The sequence below is a fragment of the bacterium SCSIO 12844 genome, from assembly GCA_024397935.1.
In the GTDB taxonomy this organism is placed as follows: Bacteria; Pseudomonadota; Gammaproteobacteria; order Francisellales; family Francisellaceae; genus M0027.
In genome coordinates this window covers 1449691-1468191 of sequence record CP073743.1, presented here as the reverse complement: position 1 = coordinate 1468191, position 18501 = coordinate 1449691, and the positions used below count along the sequence as shown (strand labels likewise).

Genomic DNA, 18501 nt, shown 5'->3' with positions numbered 1-18501 from the left:
TTTTTAAGTTTTAATCTGGAATTTATTATGATTATAGAATTTACAACAGAAAATTACCGCTCTATTCATCAAGAGGCCAAGTTAAGTCTTGTTGCGGGCAAAGGAAAAGAGCTCTACACTGAAAATGTTACAGAGCCTAAATTAGCAAAGGGAGTAAAAAAACTTCCGATCCTACGATCTGCTGTACTTTATGGGCCTAACGCAGGTGGCAAATCTAATTTTATTAAAGCGCTAGCAGCTATGCAAGAGATTGTATTGTACTCAAGCCAAGACCAGGAAATTTTAAACTCAGTTATTATTCCGTTTAAATTAAGTCAATCAACTATTGATAAACCTTCTGTATTTGAAGTTATTATATTAATCAATGGTATTCGATATCAGTATGGATTTTCAGCAACGTCTGAAAAAATTTATGAAGAATGGTTATTTGCTTTCCCAAAAGGAAGGCCACAAGTTTGGTTTGAACGATCCAGTAATTTAGATACAGAAGATGATATTCATTTTGGTGATAAGTTATCTGGAAATAAAGAAGTATGGAGAAAAGTCACACGTAAAAATGCGTTACTTTTATCAACAGCAGTACAGTTAAATAGTGAACAACTCAAACCAATTTTTGACTGGTTTAAATCTAGCCTTAAAATCATAGGAACTGGTCTCTACCCTCATAAGGGAAGAACATCAGTAGAATGGTGTAAAGATGAAAGAAAAGGTAAGATATTAGAGTTTTTGCAAGCTGCTGACTTTGCAATTTCAGATATCAATGTAAGTGAAGAAGATCTGTCACCAGATATATTTGAATCAGAATTATTACCAAGCTCTCTTAAAGCTTACTTAAAAAATAAAGACGCAAAAGAAATTAAACTATCAATGTCCCATACTTCTGATTCTGGAAAAATTGTTAAGTTAGATATAGCAGAAGAGTCAGATGGAACTAATAAAATGTTTAATTTAGCTGGTTTTTGGTTAAACTCTTTGAGTGAAGGGCATGTTCTGTTTATTGATGAATTACATGCTCATTTACACCCTTTATTAGTTAAATTTCTTGTACAATTATTTCATAATAGTAAAACAAATAAGCATCTTGCCCAATTGATATTTTCAACCCATGAAACATCAATATTAAGCCAAGATATATTTCGTCGAGATCAAATATGGTTTTGTGAACGTTCAGAGTCACAAAGTACAAAACTATATTCATTAACTGAATTTAGCCCTCGTAAAGGAGTTGAAAATCTTGAACGCTCATATTTATCAGGTCGCTACGGAGCATTACCATACCTTCGCATAGTTAATGAAAACTTTAAAGGATAAACAGTGGCAAGAAAACCTAAAAAATCAAATGACCTAAAACGTAAAACTCCTAAACGTGAACCATATGATCGTGTACTTATTATTTGTGAAGGTGAAAAAACTGAACCTTTATATTTTAAAGGTCTTATAGACTATTATAAACTAAGCACTGCAAATATAGATGTAACTAATGCAGATGGTACAGACCCTATATCAGTTGTTAAGTATGCTAAAAATCGTCAGTCAGCTGAGAAAAAACAAGGTGAACAGTTTGATAGAGTCTACTGTGTTTTTGATAAAGATGAACATCATAAATTTGATAATGCTTATGATATGATTATAAATAATAAATTTAATTCAGCACGGTCATGGCCTTGCTTTGAGTATTGGCTACTTTTACATTTTAAGTACCAAAGAAAGCCTTATGTTACCAGTAGTGGAAAATCACCTGCTGATAACTGCTATTCTGAACTTACAAAAGAGTTTCCTGAATATAGAAAAAAAATGAATGATATTTTTCAAAAATTATTGCCAAGACTAAAAGACGGCATAAAAAATGCTAAAAAAGCACATAACGATGCTGAGAAGACTGATGAAAAAAATCCATCTACTGAAGTTTTTTATTTAGTAGAGTATCTACAAAACTTAAAATCTCAATAAACATTTATGATATGCTTTCACAGTCATAAAGTGCTAAGTTATCAAATGGCATAGATTGTCTTTTACTTTTCATTATCGTTATAATTAATACTTTTATGAATAAATGGATTTTAAATAAAAATGACACGGATTAATTCTGATAATGCGTTTAATCTATATCTTAAAAATTTTAAAAAACATTCAAAACCTAAAATTGGTAAAGAGTCTGAATACCCTCTAGTACATCTTGATAAAATAAGGTTTGGTCAAGCGGTTACTGATACAACTGAACTTTTTAAACAATTATTTAAATCCCTTGGTGGCAATGCAAAATATAATGATAACGGTGATATTATTAATTTTAAAACAGCAACGCCTTATGGCGATGCAATTATTGGAACAGATCTTGGTTACTGTACTTTAGAAATTGGCCTACCACCAGTTAATTCAATTACGGATTTGTACTGTGTTAACCAAATGATTATGAATAAAATTGTCGATGTTACAGAAGCTTTACAAATTGGTATTTTAGGCTACGGCATTCAACCTCTTAGCATGCCAGATCACTCATTTTTAGCAAATAAAAATCGTGCTAATGCCATTGATAAGCGTTACCAGTCCAACAATAAGCTGAATCATGGTGCTAAAGACTTATATCTAAATGCCATCAGTGCAGCAGAACATACCCATGTTGATATCACACCTGATATCGCAATTGATTATTTAAATGCTATGAATAAAATTTCCCCCTATTTAATCGGTGCTTTTGCAAACTCAAATTTATGGAATGCTAAAAGTGACACTTATAGAGAACCACGAGAGTTATTTTGGGATTATATTGTTAATTTAGAAAAAGATAAAAATCGCCATGGTATCCCTAAAAATTTTAATAATATAAAGCACTATTTTGATACGCTAATACAGTTTGAACCTATTACAACTTATCGTAACGTTAATCAAAAACAAGTTTATTATGAGTTTAATCAAACTGCTTCAATTGATGAATTTTTAACAACACAACAAACAACTGTTATCGATACAACTGATAATACACTAACAACACTTCAGCCTGAATTAGTTGATTTGCACTTACATGAACGATTTATCTGGTATAACAATCGCATTAAATCAATTTATGGTACAGTTGAATCAAGAATTGCAGCACAGCAAATTCCAGAGCACTCTTTATTACCAAATATACTGACTTATGGTCTAAGACTTAATATTGATGGTTTAGTCCAATATACTGAGTCTATGCCTTTAAGTAATCAATTAAGACAGTCTATTGCCCAAAATGGACTTAATTGTGATCATGTTAAAATATTAAAGCATATTGTATCAATTGCTAAAGAAGGTCTACAACAGTTTAATGAAGATGATCAATTATTAGATCCACTATTAAATAAAGATTATTTTAGTATAAAAGAAACAGAAATTTTTAATCGCTATGGCATTAAAAAGTTTATTGATGACTATCGGTATAAAAATATTTAGAAAGGTGCTTCTAAGCTTCGTGGCTTCTCTTGTGACTTTTGGCTTTCATCAAACATCAAAGATGATGGCGATGATGACTTCATCCCTATATCAAAATCATCTCTTGCTCCAGAATTTTGTTTTGACTGCTCAGTTAAATTATCTTGAGAAACAGGTTTTTCCATTACTGTTTTCATTTTCTCAAAGTCACTCTGTAATTTTGGGTCCTCAAAATTGATTTGATCACCTTTAAAGCCAGCTTTCATAAGCTCTCTTGCAAGTCCTAGTCCTAACTGTTTTGAATCACCTTCAATTATAAATTTTGCTTCAGGGTTCATTTCATACATAGACTTAGCAAAAAAATCGAAACTATTCTTATCAATTGATATTTTACCATCTTCTTCAAAAGTAAATTTCTTATCTTTATCTTCTGATGATACAATTTCAACTTTACCATTATTAAATTGGGGATCCATCTTATTTTTTTCTAAAAAATCCTTATCAGACTGATTAAGGCTTTTAAGAAATTGATCAAATTCTTCTTCTTTTTTGATTTTTTGTAATCGCTCAAATAATTCAGATGTACCTGATGTAAGATCAATTTTCTGCGTACCTGGCATTAATACAACTCCCATTCAAAATATAGCTACCCCCGATTGTAACATAAAGTGATCTAAATATTACATAAAAAAGTTATGTGATCTTATCATTAAGCATGCATGTTTATATTCTGCACGGTAGTTTTAGTATCTTTGTTATGCATCTTAGCTAAATATAACCAAGTCTCAATGATTGTATCTGGATTTAAAGACACGCTATGAATACCTTCATCAATTAACCATTGAGCAAAATCAGCATGATCAGATGGGCCTTGACCACAAATACCAACATACTTGGACTGATCATTACAAGCTTTAATTGCCATTGATAACATAGCCTTAACTGCCAAGTCACGCTCATCAAATTGATCTGCCACTAAAGCAGAATCTCGATCTAGTCCTAAAGTTAATTGAGTCATATCATTAGAACCAATTGAAAATCCATCAAAATACTGAAGAAATTCGTTAGCTAAAACTGCATTTGACGGTAATTCACACATCATAATAACTTTTAACTCATCTTTTCCTCGTTCAAGACCATTTGCTCTAAGTACCTCTATAACATTTTCTGCCTCATTTAGAGTACGCACAAAAGGAATCATTACCTGAACATTTTTTAAGCCCATTTGGTTACGCACACGTCTTACTGCATCACACTCCATTTCAAAGCATGCTTTGAAATTATCAGCAACATAACGAGATGCACCTCTAAAGCCAATCATTGGATTTTCTTCTTCAGGCTCAAAAACAGAACCACCAATTAAATTCGCATATTCATTTGATTTAAAATCAGATAAACGTACAATCACCTGTTTTGGGTAGAATGCTGCAGCTAGTGTCGCAATACCTTCAGCAAGTCTTTGCACATAAAACTCTCGTGGTGATTCATAAGCACTTGTTACTTCTTCAATTTCTTTTTGAATATCTTCTGGCATTTTATCTTTTTGTAATAATGCATTTGGATGAATACCAATGGCATTATTAATAATAAACTCTAAACGCGCTAAACCAACGCCACTATTTGGCAAATATTGAAAATCAAATGCACGCTCAGGATTGGCAATATTCATCATAATTTTAAATGGAATCTCAGGCATTTGATCAATATCAATTGTTTCTTTTTGATAGTCTAATTGACCTTGATATACATAACCTGTATCACCTTCAGCACAAGATACGGTAATAACCTCATCAGATGCAACACTTTCTGTCGCATTAGAACAACCAACAACAGCTGGAATACCCATCTCTCTTGCTATAATTGCTGCATGGCAAGTTCTACCGCCACGATTCGTAACAATTGCAGACGCTATTTTCATAACAGGTTCCCAATCTGGATCTGTCATATCAGTCACAATCACATCACCAGGTTGAATTTGATGAATCTCTTCAACTGAGTGAACAACTTTAGCAGTACCATGACCTATTTTTTTGCCAATAGAACGACCTTCAGCAAGTATATTTGTCTTTTGATTAATACTATAACGCTCAATAACACGTTTAGATGCTTGACGACTAACAACTGTTTCTGGTCTTGCTTGTAATATATAAAGCTGACCGTCTTCACCATCTAATCCCCACTCAATATCCATCGCACGGCCATAATGATTTTCAATGGTCACAGCAAAACGAGCAAGCTCTAAAATTTGCTCATTAGTAATTGAAAATTTTGACTGTTTTTCTTTTGATACTTCAACTACATTTACAGATTTACCCGCACTTGTATCACTTGAGAAAACCATCTCTTTAGCTTTTTCTCCAAGCGTTTTTCTAATAATAGGATCAAAGCCTTTAATCAGTGTTGGCTTATGTACATAAAACTCATCTGGGTTAACCGCACCTTGGACTACCATTTCGCCTAAACCATAGGATGAAGTAATAAAAACAACATCTCTAAAACCACTTTCTGTATCAACACTAAACATTACACCGCTTGCACCTTGGTCACTTCGAACCATTTTTTGAATGCCTGCTGATAATGCAATTTCTTTATGATCAAAACCTCGATGTGCGCGATAGGAAATTGCACGATCGGTAAATAATGATGCAAAGACTTTACGTAATGCATCTAATACTTGATCAATACCACTAATATTTAAAAATGTTTCTTGCTGACCTGCAAATGACGCATCAGGTAAATCTTCTGCTGTTGCAGAAGAACGTACAGCTACAACCGCATCTTTATTACTATCATCTAGCTGATTATAAGCGCTTTTAATCGCTTGTTTAAACTCATCAGAAAATGGTACTTCCATAATCCATTGACGAATACAACTACCAGATTCAGCTAATGCATTGATATCATCAACATCTGTTTGATCTAATAAATTATAAATCTTTTTATCTAAATCATTTTGTGCTAAAAATACTCGAAAAGCATCAGAAGTCGTTGCAAAGCCATTTGGTACTCTTACGCCTAAATCAGATAAATGGTTGATCATCTCCCCTAAAGAAGCATTTTTACCACCAACGCGATCGATATCACCCATATTAATTTGATCAAAAGATAAAATGTAGTCCATTGTTGATTAACCTTTAAAAAATTCCAGGTGCCATTATACTAACACGCAAGATTATCTTGAAAAAGCAGATTAATTAAAGATTAAGAGAAAAATTTATGCAACGTGATGTATTATTGATTTCTGATGGTACTGGCATTACTGCTAACTCATTAGCACAAAGTCTTTTATCTCAGTTTGACCAAGTAGAATTTAATGTAACCAATCACCCGTTTATTAATAATGAAATTAAAGTAAATAAAATAATTACTGAAATTGAATCCATTTATGCGCAAACAGGCAACCCACCAATTGTCATTACAACCATTGTCTGCCCTGATACGTTATCACGTATACGTCAAACCAATGGTGTTGTATTAGATTTTATCCAAACCTTTATTGGTCCTTTAGAAAAAACACTTGGTATTGAATCCTCCCATACCATTGGTAAAGCTTATGGCATGCATGATTACGAAAAATATAAAAAGCGCATTGATGCATTAAATTTTAGTTTAAATACTGATGATGGCGCCTGCCCAAATCAATATGATCAGTCTGAAATTATTTTAGTTGGTGTCTCACGCTGTGGTAAAACACCGACAAGTCTATATTTAGCATTACATCATAGCATTGCTGTTTCAAATTACCCCCTAACTGAAGAAGATATTGAAAATTTCACACTACCAAAGTCCTTAATTAAACATAAACGTAAATTATTTGGGCTGACCATTGGCGTTGAGCGTCTAGTGACAATTCGTAATGAACGAAAACCCAATAGCCGTTATTCATCACTAAAACAATGCCAAGCTGAAGTTAAAGCGGTTGAAAAACTTTACCGGCAATATAATATTCCATTTTTAAATTCAACCGCACTTTCTGTTGAAGAGTTAGCAACGAAAATTATGTCAAAAAAATCATAAAATCACACAGCAATTACTTTTATCTTTCACTTGATTACTACTTTCCTCAGCTTTATCTAAAAATGGTGTAGATGATGTAGCTGTCTTTTGTTGGTCTGCAATTATTTGAATATCACTTAATCCATAAACTTCATTTAGCTTTCCTTTTTCAACATCTACCAGCTCATCAATTTTCTTAGCCAAAAATACCTCATGAACAACATAAATTCCTGACTTTCCATAACGTATTGAATCTGGACTCATTGCATACATTGCTTTGAGCTGATATCCATCAATTATTTCTTCTTCTAGTAATTTATTTGCCCATTTTTTTACATTATCAAGTTGGCTACGATCAAACTTTCTATCCTCAAGTCTATCTTCTCTTGTTATCTCTAAAATACTTAATTGGGTAATACCATGTTTTATAATAGCATCTTTAAATTCATCTAGCTTATTGCTTCGCACATCCCCACCGGGTGCATGATCAATTAATGCAATCAATTGACCTTCTTTACTTTTCCCTATTATTGAAAAGCTTGAGCACGATGTTAATACTTCAATTGTAGCTACATATTCATCACCTAGTTTTGAAAGATTTACTACTCTATGATCATTTTGTCTTAATAATTCTGGCATTATATCGTTTCCTTATTCACTGCAACCCCAATAGCTTATTATCAAATATTTAACTATTTACTTAAACTGAAAAAAATACGATAAATCTATATATTTTTAGGCAACTAAGAACCATACAGTGTTAAATTTTTTAGATAAACAAGCTGACACTAAATATTTTCGTAGCATATAATTATGTACAATACTATACGTCATAGGAGTAAACTATATTGTTTAAAACCAACCGAATCAATCAAATTCTTAGCTCGTTTGCAAGTGGTGCAATCAGTGCTTTTATTTTGATTTTTATCTTTTCATTTATTCAAAATTTTCACATTCATTTAGACGATGCATTTAAATATCAATTATACAGACTTATGGTTTGGGGGGGTGTATGGGCTATAGTACTAGTAATTATTTCTTTATATACCCAAAAGAATTTTTTAAAGTTTATTATTCTTGGTAGTTTAGTTGTATTTTTCAACTTTATTGTAAAAATGCCGCTTGAAGGCAGTGGTTTTTTTGCCATTCATGCAGGCTTAAAAACTTTTTTAATGAACATAGTTTTTAATTACCTATGGGCTTTATTAACTGTTTTTATCTATCAGATGGCTATTACAAAAGATAAATCATAGACTCTTAAGCACTGGTTTACCGCGTTTATCTTCTAATACAACTCGGCAACCATTTCTAAACTGGGTACAGCCCCACCAAAATCCTTTTCCTTTGGTTGATTTCATTCGTCTAAGCTCAGCACCACACTTAGGACATGGATTCTTAATCGGTATATTACCCTTACCTTTAAGATCAGCTATTGCTTGAACACCTTGATAAGCTGAAACAGCAATTCGTTGCATAAAGTCTTTAAAATCTGACTGACTCTTTGCAATTTTATCTAACTCTAACTCCCAGTCAGCTGTCATTTCTATACTGGTAATTTCTTCAGGTAATAGCTTAATTAATTCTCTAGCTTTATCTGTAGAAACTAAGCTTTTTGTTTTACCTTTAGATTTAATATATTCACGTTTTTTTATTGTTTCAATAATATTTGCTCTTGTTGCCTCAGTACCAATTCCTTTAACGCTAGCTAAAATAGACTTTGCTTTCTCATCTTCAACTCGCCTACCGCAGTTTTTCATCGCTGAAATAAGTGTTGCTTCAGTATAATGTTGGGGTGGTGTTGTTTTTTTATTATGTAACTCTAAATCTTTTAAAATGACGGCATCATTCTTATTAAATGGTGGTAATGATTTAGCATCTTTATCTTCATCATCTTCTTTACTAAATGCCTGTTTCCATCCTTCTTCTAATACTAAAATCCCTTTTGTAGTGAAAATTTCATCACAACATTCAACCTGTATAATAGTTTCATCGTAAATAAAATCTCCCATAAATTGAGCTAAGTAGTATCGAACAATTAAATCATAAACTTGTCTTTCCTCACGACTCATTGCATTAATATTAATTTTTGAATTACTGGTCGGAATAATTGCATGGTGTGCTGATTCTGATACTTTCTTATCATTCCAACAACGTGATTTAAACGTATGATCACAATATTTAATTAAATTATCATATTCATTATTTAATGATTTTAACGTATTAAAAATAGTTATAGCCTCATCAAACTGCTCCATATTCAAATAACCACAATCCGTTCTAGGATAGGTTGTCGCTTTATGCCTTTCATAGAGTGCCTGCGCGCAATTAAGTATATCTTGTGCGCTTAAACCATATTTACTATTTGCAAGTTTTTGTAACTCCGATAACGATAATGCCAAAGGTGCTTTTTTAGATTTTTTCTTTTTCTCTAAGGATGTAATAACACCATTTTGCTCTTTACATTTATCAATCACTGCTTTGGCAAATTTTTTATCTAAACACCTACCTTCATCATCTCCCTTAGCATACTCTGGAATAAGCCAATTAAATTCAGCCGACAACTGATCTTGTACAACCGTTGCAGTAACTGTATAAAATGCTTTTGCTTTAAAATTCTCAATTTCTAAATCTCTTTCGACAACCAATCTAACTGAAGGCGTCTGCACCCTACCAATTGAGAACAAATTAACACCACTACCTAAAATTAAGGTTGCTGCACGTGTATAACTTAAACCACAAATCCAATCTGCTCTTTGTCGACCTAATCCTGCCCAGAATAATGGTTCAGTAACACTACCATCTTTAAGACTAGATAATGCTTTTTTAATAGATGCATCATCTAGTGCTGATAACCATAATCTTTTAATAACACCCTTATAGCCAGATTTAGCAATAATAAGCCTTGCAATTAACTCACCTTCTCTATCGGCATCTGTCGCAATAACAATTTCTGTCGCCTGTTTAATGCAATTATTGACTATTTTAAGCTGAGCTTTACTTTTAGGATTTGCTGCTAATTTCCAACGCTGTGGAATAATTGGTAAATCTTTCATATCCCAACGTTTATATTTTTCATCATAGGCAACTGGATCAGCTGGTTGCAATAAGTGACCAAAACCCCAAGTAACAATCGTATCTGTATTTGACAAATAACCATCATGACGTTGATTACAACCTAATACAGAGGCAATATCCCTACCTTGTGATGGCTTTTCAGATAGATAAACTTTCATTGTTATTTAATTCTCTTTAATCTTAACTGAGTAATAATTTACAAGGTTATATAATTTTATAAAATAGTTTGCAATGAAATATAAATTTAACGTGCATTATTTTCATTAAGCAATTATGACAAATTACACTTTGAGCTTATTATCATGCTTTTGCTGAGGGAATACTTTATTAATAATCCATTTAAAACTAGCACCTTGAAAGACAATTGATAAAATCACAACCACATAGGTTAACGAGACAATCACCTCATCATCTGGAATCGACAAAGCCAATGCAATTGAAATACCACCTCGAATCCCTCCCCATGTCATTAACACATTTTCACGCCAATAAAATCGCCTTAATCGTATATTTCTAAACATATTAGGAAATGAAACACTAATATAACGTGAAATAAATATTACAATAAAGCCTAAGACACCTAAAATAATACTCTCAATATGAAATGTAATTGTTAACATTTCCAAACCAATTAATACAAATAAAAAACAGTTTAAGATTTCATCAATTAATTCCCAAAAATTATCTAATGTAACAATGGTACTTGCTTTAAATCGTTCTTTCTTCATATGATGGCCAATCACTAAGCCTGCAATCACCATTGAAATCGGCGCTGATACACCTAAATTTTGAGCTAATATATAACCTGCACTTGAAACGGCTAATGTAATTGTAATAGCAACTTGTTTATCATCAACATTCTTAAGTAGTCTTGCTGCTAAAAATCCTATCACTGCACCAAAGACAATACCACCAACAGCTTCATGCAATATACCTAATGAAATATGTGTAATACTAAACTCATCACCATAAAAGAAAACGCTTAATAATGAAATAAAAATTAAAATACCCGCAGCATCATTAAACAAGGCTTCTCCAGTAATACGCATCTTAATTTTTTTAGGAACTGCTTTTGTTGTTTTAAGCACACCTAATACAGCAATAGGATCAGTCGGTGAAATTAATGCACCAAATAATAAGCAGTAAGGCAATGATATTTGATAAGAAATCAGTCCACTTACCCACCAAATTAATAAACCAGTAACAATTGTAGAAGCTACTACACCAAAGCTTGCAAGGTAGACAATAGATAATAGATTTTTCTTTAAATCAATTGTATTCACATGTAATGCGCCTGCAAATAATAAATAACTAAGCATTACCTCAAGCACTGTTTTCCTAAAATCAATACCACTTAGTAAATTATTAATAGGCGTAAAAATAGAAGGGAACAACTTTAGAAACATCATTACAATAATTGAAATAATCAAAGTTGTAATTGTCATTCCAATCGATTTTGGTAACTTAAATAATTTATAATTTATGTAACTAGATAAAGCACTTATTACCACTAACACTGCAAATAATAGATGATAGCTCATTCACAACTCATTTATAAATTAATCACATACTTTTAAACTTTAGTGGATTATATCAGAATTTAATAAAAAATTATAAATATTCTACCAAAGTATTTTTCTAAAACTAGGCATTAAAGTAATATCAGCAATAAGTTATCAAGTAATTATAACTTAGATATTGATAAACGATTATTAGTTAGAGCATTTATGAACAGAACGCTTGCTTTACTCCATAATTTACTTGACTCATGTGGCATCGCTTTTGGATAACCACTAACATTAGTAATCACAACACCGTTGGCTAATTTAATGGTTTCATCATGGGCACTGCCTTCTACATTGCCACCCTCTGATAAAGCCATATCTACGATTACTGCACCATTTTTCATTTCACTTAACGTTGTGCTAGGTATTAAAATGGGGGCTTTTTGATTGGCTTTTCTTGCTCCAGTGATGATAATATCAGCATCTGCTACAATTTCTTTAATCAGTTTTTGTTGATCAGCTAAACTTGCCTCTTTATCAAAATAAATTGTTTTTGCACCTAGTTTCTTAGCTCTAGCTTCTTGATCTGAATTAGTAACTAGTACGGTTGTATTTAAATTTTGATTAATTGCCTCTTCTAATGCTGCAAAGCCTACAGTTCCTGCTCCAATAATAACAACATTATTAGCTTTTAGTTGATGCTTTTGTATTGCATCTAATAATGCTAAACGACCCGCTATTTTACTCATAGCAGATAATATATTCATTGGATGCTCTGCTGGCAATTCCAGTTGATCAAGACTATAAGCACAAATACCTCTTTTATGGTATTCATCAATATGTGATGAATTTCTCTCTTGTGGATCAAGCGCACCAATCATAATACTGCCAGCTTTTATAGCTCGGTTTTCCAAAACTTCACGATTGCGATCAGGTCGTTTTGCTCGAATGACTATATCAATATTTTCAAAGAGTTTTTGATATGCACTTATGTTTATATTATCAAGATAACGAATGAACGCACCATTTCTTTGATAATCACTATCTTCAAAGCCAGCGCCTTTACCTGCATCATGCTCAACAAATACTTGATAGCCTAAGCTTATCAATTCAGAGACATCACCTGGAATTAAAGCAACTCGTCTTTCATCTGCTTTTGTCTCTTTAACTAATAATATACTTTTTTCTTCCATGACAGCTATCCTTTTATCTTTAAATTATTTTTCAAATACAGCAATAGACTCAACATGTGCAGTATGTGGAAACATATCCATAATACCAGCACTTAACATTGTATATCCTTTATCATTGACCAGTATACCAGCATCCCTTGCTAGAGTTGCGGGATTACAAGAGACATAAACAATTCTTTTTGCATTAAAGCGCTCAATTTGACTGACAATTTCAACCGCTCCAGCACGAGGAGGGTCTAGTAAGATTTTATCATATTGTTGATTTGCCCAATCTGCATTATCAATCGTTTCAAATAAATTTGCAGGGTGAAACTCTACATTATTAATGCCATTTAATTTAGCATTTTCTAACGCTCTTTCAGTCATTTGACTATCACCTTCAACACCTATTACTAGTTTTGCATGCTTTGCTAATGGCAAACTAAAATTACCCAAACCACAAAATAGATCAAGCACACAATCCGTTGATTTTAATTCCATTAAGCTAATTGCTTGATTAAGCATTTTCTGATTCATCTGAGGATTTACTTGAGTAAAGTCATTTGGTTGGAATCGAATTTCAATACCAAAGTCATCTATGTTATAGCTTAAATAACTTTCTGACTCTGCTACTTCTGGATAAAATAATTTTATTGTGTCAGGGCCTTTTGATTGTAAATAAAACCAAATAGCATGCTTTTTAGCAAAGTTAGTTAATTGCTCCAAGTCAGACTCATTGAATTTTTGTAAATGTCTTATAATTAACGCAGTTTTATGATCGTCAACAGCAACTTCAATTTGCGGTATTTCTCTATATAAACTTAGTGAAAAAATTAACGCTTTTAAATCTGCAATAAGTTGATCAACAGATGAGTGTAAAACTGGACATTGCTCCATATCAGTAATGAACTGACCACCTCGCTCTCTAAAACCAACTAAAACTTTTTCTTTTTTATGTACATAGCGAACACCTAAACGTGCTTTATTACGATAATTCCAAGGATTTTCATTAATTAAAGGTTCAAGCCAATTTAAAGGTGCTAAATTGCCAAAATGTTCAAAGTGACTTTTTAAAGTATCCATTTTTAGCTTAATTTGACCATCAGCAGATACGTGTTGTAAAGCACAGCCACCACATAAACCAAATACTTTACATTTTGGCGCTACACGATCAGGCGATGCTTTTTTAATATCAACTGCTAAAGCTTCATCATATTTACTATGCGTTGATTCATACTGAAATGATACAATTTCATCTTTTAATGCTAAATCAATAAATGTTGTTTTACCATTAATTTGGCTAATACCACGACCTTCATGACTTAAAGAGGCTATTTCAGCTTCAAAAATACCTTCTGGAGGGCGTTTAGTGCGACGTCTTCTATTTTTATGTTTTTTATGCTTATTTTTTGTAACTTCAAGTTGATCATTCATTTTTAATATACGGTTGCCTATTTTAATTCATGGCATAGTGTAAGTATTTTAATAACGAGAATCAATTACTCAATTCAAGAACTGCTTTAACAAGTTTATCAATACCTAAGGAAACTTGATATGGATTTTCTCCTAACATATACGCAGGTGTTGAAACAACTTTTCTATCTTTATCAATACAAATACCATCAACCTCAGTTAGGTGATGCTTTGCACCTTTTGCTTCAATGGCTTTTGCTGCAGTTAAATCTTTACCGATAGTCATATTAACATTTGCGCCACAAATATCCGCCATCATCATTGGTGAAATACAAATAAAGCCCATTGGTTTGCCCATCTGATAGGCTTTTTTGGCAAAGTTTAAAACATCTTCATTAACCGTAAAGCTTTCATCACCTTTAAAAGCAAAATCAAATAGATTTTTTGCTGCACCAAAGCCACCTGGAAAAATAACTGCATCATAGTTACTTAAGTTTGCATCATCAATTGCTTTGATATTACCACGCATAATTCTTGCCGATTCATCTAAAATATTGCGAAATTCACCTACTACTTCCTTTTGTGTTCTATGATTAACCACATGATGCTGCATTCTATTGGGTGCTAGACCTTCATATTGTGCACCTTCTCTTGATAATGCTAATAATGTTAAAACGGACTCATGAACTTCTGCACCATCTAAATGACCACAACCTGATAATACAACAGCAACCTTTTTTGTTTTCTCTGTCATAGATTACTCCTAATTTATGGTTTATATATAAATAAAATAAAAACTTGTCTATGCTTGATCATAGCAAATATTTGATGTCAAAAAAATAACGATTTGTTTTAAATAATTTGCATAAAAATAACGCACATCATCATTATAAATAAAAATAAAATAATTATATAAATTAATTAAATACTAAAATCGAATAAATTAAGTTTAATTTATACAAAAATATATAGGGATATATTTCAACACTATTTATATTTCAATTGTCATTTAAAAGATCAGACAATAATGAAAAACTGCTTTAAAATAATTTCATATTTAATAATTAAACTAAGGGTTGTTATGAAAAAAAATAATGCAAATACTGAATTTCAAGTTAATTGGAATGCATATATTGGTGATTGGATTGGTTGGCGTCATTATGATTTTAATAGTTATTCGCACTGGGAAATTACAGCTAAGAACAGAGAGTCCATAGAACCAGGCAAATATATGTATGTTTTGACTTCACAACCAACAAGTTCATTTCGCTATCTACCTGTAGATGAAAAAACTGGTGAGCAATATCGTTCTCACTCTCAACTTGCAGGAGGACAACCTATATTGGCAGCAGGTTATTTTGAAGTTGATGATGACTATAGTATTTCATGGGTAGATAATGCTTCTGGACACTATAAACCCGATGCAAATAGCGTAACTACTGCAATTAAAGTGTTAGAACATCTTGGATTTAATGTTTCTGATACAGAAGCAAGAGCGCATGTATTAAATACTTCTGATACAGAGTATCTACCTTGGCTACAGCAAACCTTATTAAGCTATGCAAGAATAACTAAGGGTTGGGTTACTAACCCAACCGGAAGGTATAAAGGTTTACCAATCCCTCATGAAGAAGAGTTAGGGCCAATGCCATATTAATTCTAACATTAGCTACTATTATAAAGTGAAAGCTTCTTAATCTAAAAATTAATCAATAAATTTCTCTGACTATTGATAATAAATACATTAAAATAATCTCATGCTATTCTTATTAAAAGAAAATTAATTAAAAGGCTATACATTTTATTATGCAAATCGTTAAAACAATTGAAGCTGATTTACTTGTTATTGGTGGCGGTATAAATGGAACAGGCATTGCTTGTGATGCACAAGGCCGTGGACTGAAAGTTGTATTATGTGAAGCTAAAGATTTAGCTTCTGCAACGTCATCTTATAGCAGTAAGCTAGTCCATGGTGGTTTGCGTTATTTAGAACAATATGAGTTTAAACTAGTTAGAGAAGCTTTAAAAGAACGTGAAGTATTACTTAATAAAGCACCACATATTATTCATCCATTAACATTTATTTTACCTTATGCTAAACATTTACGTCCTAAATGGATGATTAGAGCAGGCTTATTTCTATATGATCATTTATCTAAACTTAAATCGCTTAATAAATCAAAAGGACTATCTTTAGAAAATACTCAAGAAGGTGAAAGTTTAAAAGACCAATTTAGCTATGCCTTTAGCTATTCAGACTGTCGAATTGATGATTCAAGAATGGTTGTTTTAAATGCCATGCAAGCCAAAGAATTAGGTGCTGAAATTTATGTCAATTCACCTTGTATATCCGCTAAGCGAACCCATGACTACTGGGAAGCAGTTTTAGATACAAAAGATGGTCATGTGCTTGTAAAAAGCAAAGCTATTGTCAATGCGGCTGGCCCTTGGGTTGCCGAGATATTGGGTAAAACAATTGAATCACACTCTAAAAGTAGCGTTAGATTAGTCCAGGGCAGTCATATTGTTGTACCAAAACTATATAATGGCTCTCATGCTTATATTCTCCAAAATGAAGATAATCGTATCGTTTTTGCCATACCCTATGGATTTATCTCTCCTGGTAAAAATGACTTTACATTAATTGGCACAACGGATACCGACTATCATGGTGATCCTAGAGAAGTAAAAGCAACTAAAAATGAAATCCAATATTTATGTAACTTAATCAATGAATACTTTAAAGTACCGATTAAACCTGAAGATGCTATTTGGCATTATTCAGGTGTCAGACCATTATACGATGATCATTCTCAAAACCTATCTAAAGTAACAAGAGAATATCACTTTGAAGTTGAAGATAGTGATGATAAATTACCCCTTTTATCCATCTTTGGTGGTAAAATCACTACTTTTAGAACATTATCTGAAGCCGCCCTTGATAAATTAAAACCTTATTTTCTTCAGATGAGTCACCCATGGACTGCCAATACTAAATCTCCAGGAGGCGATGCGAAATCAGAAATGGATATTTTTGCAAAAATCTATGCGCATTTTCCATGGTTAGATAAACAACAAGCCTATCGCTATGCTACAAGCTATGGAATGTGTGCATTTAGTTTTCTTCAAAATTGCCATAGCACTGATGATTTAGGTGAGCATTTTGGCTATAACGTCTATGAAAAAGAATTACAATATATGATTGATAATGAATGGGCATTTGACCTTGATGGTCTAATTTGGATACGCAGTAAATTAGGCTTATGGCTAAATGATGATGAAAAGAAAAATATTCAAAGATGGTTAAATCTTAAGAAGAAAGTTTAATCAGAGCCTGATCCTCTTCAGATAACTGTATAACTCTATTTTCCATCTAATGGTGTTGTATTTTTTTCAAGCCAAGTAATAAAATCATCAGATATTTCTATAGTAACCTTCGAATCAAAATGCTTATAAACATCTACTACTGTCTTACTTTCTTCTAATTGCTTAAGCAACTTAACTCGATCTTTTGCAGCAATATGACATAATTGAAAATAGTTGTTATCAAACTGAATATAAGTAAAATCATAATTAATATTACTAATTATATTGACGTTCAAAGAATAGCCAAGCTGATTTAAATTATGTGCTAATTGATTAGCAAATACATAAAGTGATTTTTTAGGGTCTATATCATTAATTAAAAGATAAATCACCTCTACACCTTTAGGTAACTGCGCTTGTATTAATTTATTCGTCATGGCCTGAGCATTTGCAAACTTTATAAAATTACCATCAAGCTCTAAATCAACAATAAACACTTGGTGGCCCTGCATTATATCTAATGAAATTTTATGATATGGTTGTACATTTAAATCACCATCACTAAGCATTAAATGTTTAATAATTTTATTATTTATATTTGAATTTTTCATTGAAATAATCATATTTATACT

At 32.1% G+C, this 18501-nt stretch carries 16 protein-coding genes; 7 read left to right on the top strand and 9 right to left on the bottom strand.

Translation table 11 applies throughout. From position 1 onward, the window contains the following. Nucleotides 1-27: 27 nt before the first annotated feature. From KFE69_06970 to KFE69_06960, 3 genes are all read left to right on the top strand, one after another. Nucleotides 28-1311 carry an ATP-binding protein gene (locus KFE69_06970; protein ID UTW43824.1) on the top strand — a complete coding sequence of 428 codons (1284 nt, stop codon included), beginning with the start codon at nucleotides 28-30 and terminating at the stop codon, nucleotides 1309-1311. Nucleotides 1312-1314: 3 nt separating this feature from the next. Beyond that, nucleotides 1315-1950, top strand: coding sequence for an RloB domain-containing protein (locus tag KFE69_06965; GenBank protein ID UTW43823.1), 636 nt, complete (start codon nucleotides 1315-1317; stop codon nucleotides 1948-1950). A 120-nt stretch (nucleotides 1951-2070) separates the two neighbouring features. Then, on the top strand, nucleotides 2071-3423 hold the full coding sequence (locus KFE69_06960) for a hypothetical protein (protein ID UTW43822.1): 1353 nt from the start codon (nucleotides 2071-2073) through the stop codon (nucleotides 3421-3423). On the opposite strand, the gene KFE69_06955 is transcribed toward KFE69_06960, so the two are convergent. Then, nucleotides 3420-4022, bottom strand: coding sequence for a hypothetical protein (locus KFE69_06955; protein UTW43821.1), 603 nt, complete (start codon nucleotides 4020-4022; stop codon nucleotides 3420-3422). The two genes, KFE69_06960 and KFE69_06955, sit on opposite strands and share 4 nt — an antisense overlap. A gap of 89 nt (nucleotides 4023-4111) precedes the next feature. Beyond that, on the bottom strand, nucleotides 4112-6523 hold the full coding sequence (gene ppsA / locus KFE69_06950) for a phosphoenolpyruvate synthase (GenBank protein ID UTW43820.1): 2412 nt from the start codon (nucleotides 6521-6523) through the stop codon (nucleotides 4112-4114). A 95-nt stretch (nucleotides 6524-6618) separates the two neighbouring features. Between ppsA and KFE69_06945 the strand changes: the two genes are divergently transcribed. Then, nucleotides 6619-7419 carry a kinase/pyrophosphorylase gene (locus KFE69_06945; GenBank protein UTW43819.1) on the top strand — a complete coding sequence of 267 codons (801 nt, stop codon included), beginning with the start codon at nucleotides 6619-6621 and terminating at the stop codon, nucleotides 7417-7419. Here the strand turns inward: KFE69_06945 and KFE69_06940 are convergent. Continuing rightward, complete coding sequence (locus KFE69_06940; GenBank protein ID UTW43818.1) at nucleotides 7414-8037, bottom strand: hypothetical protein; 624 nt, start codon at nucleotides 8035-8037, stop codon at nucleotides 7414-7416. The two genes, KFE69_06945 and KFE69_06940, sit on opposite strands and share 6 nt — an antisense overlap. Before the next feature lie 227 nt (nucleotides 8038-8264). On the opposite strand from KFE69_06940, the gene KFE69_06935 reads away from it, so the two are divergent. Next, nucleotides 8265-8651 carry a membrane lipoprotein gene (locus KFE69_06935; GenBank protein UTW44030.1) on the top strand — a complete coding sequence of 129 codons (387 nt, stop codon included), beginning with the start codon at nucleotides 8265-8267 and terminating at the stop codon, nucleotides 8649-8651. Here KFE69_06935 and KFE69_06930 read toward each other — a convergent pair. From KFE69_06930 to elbB, 5 genes are all read right to left on the bottom strand, one after another. Continuing rightward, nucleotides 8646-10631: a DNA topoisomerase III gene (locus tag KFE69_06930; GenBank protein UTW43817.1), complete on the bottom strand. Its 1986-nt coding sequence runs from the start codon at nucleotides 10629-10631 to the stop codon at nucleotides 8646-8648. The genes KFE69_06935 and KFE69_06930 overlap by 6 nt on opposite strands. A 123-nt stretch (nucleotides 10632-10754) precedes the next feature. After that, nucleotides 10755-12014, bottom strand: a complete 1260-nt coding sequence (locus KFE69_06925; protein UTW43816.1) for a sodium:proton antiporter — start codon at nucleotides 12012-12014, stop codon at nucleotides 10755-10757. 143 nt (nucleotides 12015-12157) lie between these two features. Beyond that, the gene (locus tag KFE69_06920; protein ID UTW43815.1) at nucleotides 12158-13171 is read right to left on the bottom strand and encodes an alanine dehydrogenase; all 1014 of its coding nucleotides are present in this window, start codon (nucleotides 13169-13171) and stop codon (nucleotides 12158-12160) included. A gap of 24 nt (nucleotides 13172-13195) precedes the next feature. Continuing rightward, nucleotides 13196-14584: a 23S rRNA (uracil(1939)-C(5))-methyltransferase RlmD gene (gene rlmD / locus KFE69_06915; protein ID UTW43814.1), complete on the bottom strand. Its 1389-nt coding sequence runs from the start codon at nucleotides 14582-14584 to the stop codon at nucleotides 13196-13198. A gap of 61 nt (nucleotides 14585-14645) precedes the next feature. Then, the gene (gene elbB, locus KFE69_06910; GenBank protein UTW43813.1) at nucleotides 14646-15317 is read right to left on the bottom strand and encodes an isoprenoid biosynthesis glyoxalase ElbB; all 672 of its coding nucleotides are present in this window, start codon (nucleotides 15315-15317) and stop codon (nucleotides 14646-14648) included. A gap of 327 nt (nucleotides 15318-15644) precedes the next feature. Between elbB and KFE69_06905 the strand changes: the two genes are divergently transcribed. Both KFE69_06905 and glpD read left to right on the top strand, forming a co-directional pair. Beyond that, nucleotides 15645-16220: a hypothetical protein gene (locus KFE69_06905; protein ID UTW43812.1), complete on the top strand. Its 576-nt coding sequence runs from the start codon at nucleotides 15645-15647 to the stop codon at nucleotides 16218-16220. A 149-nt stretch (nucleotides 16221-16369) separates the two neighbouring features. Further along, a complete protein-coding gene (glpD, locus tag KFE69_06900) occupies nucleotides 16370-17890 on the top strand; it encodes a glycerol-3-phosphate dehydrogenase (protein UTW43811.1) in 1521 nt (506 codons plus the stop codon). Between the two features lie 35 nt (nucleotides 17891-17925). Here the strand turns inward: glpD and KFE69_06895 are convergent, their stop codons facing one another. Continuing rightward, nucleotides 17926-18492, bottom strand: coding sequence for a hypothetical protein (locus KFE69_06895; GenBank protein ID UTW43810.1), 567 nt, complete (start codon nucleotides 18490-18492; stop codon nucleotides 17926-17928). Nucleotides 18493-18501 lie beyond the last annotated feature (9 nt).

Bases quoted from the DNA above. Each gene is read 5' to 3' on its own strand.
- KFE69_06895 (UTW43810.1), bottom strand. From the start codon at position 18,492: ATGATTATTTCAATGAAAAATTCAAATATAAATAATAAAATTATTAAA.
- KFE69_06920 (UTW43815.1), bottom strand. From the start codon at position 13,171: ATGGAAGAAAAAAGTATATTATTAGTTAAAGAGACAAAAGCAGATGAA.
- KFE69_06970 (UTW43824.1), top strand. From the start codon at position 28: ATGATTATAGAATTTACAACAGAAAATTACCGCTCTATTCATCAAGAG.
- KFE69_06945 (UTW43819.1), top strand. From the start codon at position 6,619: ATGCAACGTGATGTATTATTGATTTCTGATGGTACTGGCATTACTGCT.
- ppsA (UTW43820.1), bottom strand. From the start codon at position 6,523: ATGGACTACATTTTATCTTTTGATCAAATTAATATGGGTGATATCGAT.
- rlmD (UTW43814.1), bottom strand. From the start codon at position 14,584: ATGAATGATCAACTTGAAGTTACAAAAAATAAGCATAAAAAACATAAA.
- KFE69_06955 (UTW43821.1), bottom strand. From the start codon at position 4,022: ATGCCAGGTACGCAGAAAATTGATCTTACATCAGGTACATCTGAATTA.
- glpD (UTW43811.1), top strand. From the start codon at position 16,370: ATGCAAATCGTTAAAACAATTGAAGCTGATTTACTTGTTATTGGTGGC.
- KFE69_06940 (UTW43818.1), bottom strand. From the start codon at position 8,037: ATGCCAGAATTATTAAGACAAAATGATCATAGAGTAGTAAATCTTTCA.
- KFE69_06925 (UTW43816.1), bottom strand. From the start codon at position 12,014: ATGAGCTATCATCTATTATTTGCAGTGTTAGTGGTAATAAGTGCTTTA.
- KFE69_06960 (UTW43822.1), top strand. From the start codon at position 2,071: ATGACACGGATTAATTCTGATAATGCGTTTAATCTATATCTTAAAAAT.
- KFE69_06930 (UTW43817.1), bottom strand. From the start codon at position 10,631: ATGAAAGTTTATCTATCTGAAAAGCCATCACAAGGTAGGGATATTGCC.
- KFE69_06905 (UTW43812.1), top strand. From the start codon at position 15,645: ATGAAAAAAAATAATGCAAATACTGAATTTCAAGTTAATTGGAATGCA.
- elbB (UTW43813.1), bottom strand. From the start codon at position 15,317: ATGACAGAGAAAACAAAAAAGGTTGCTGTTGTATTATCAGGTTGTGGT.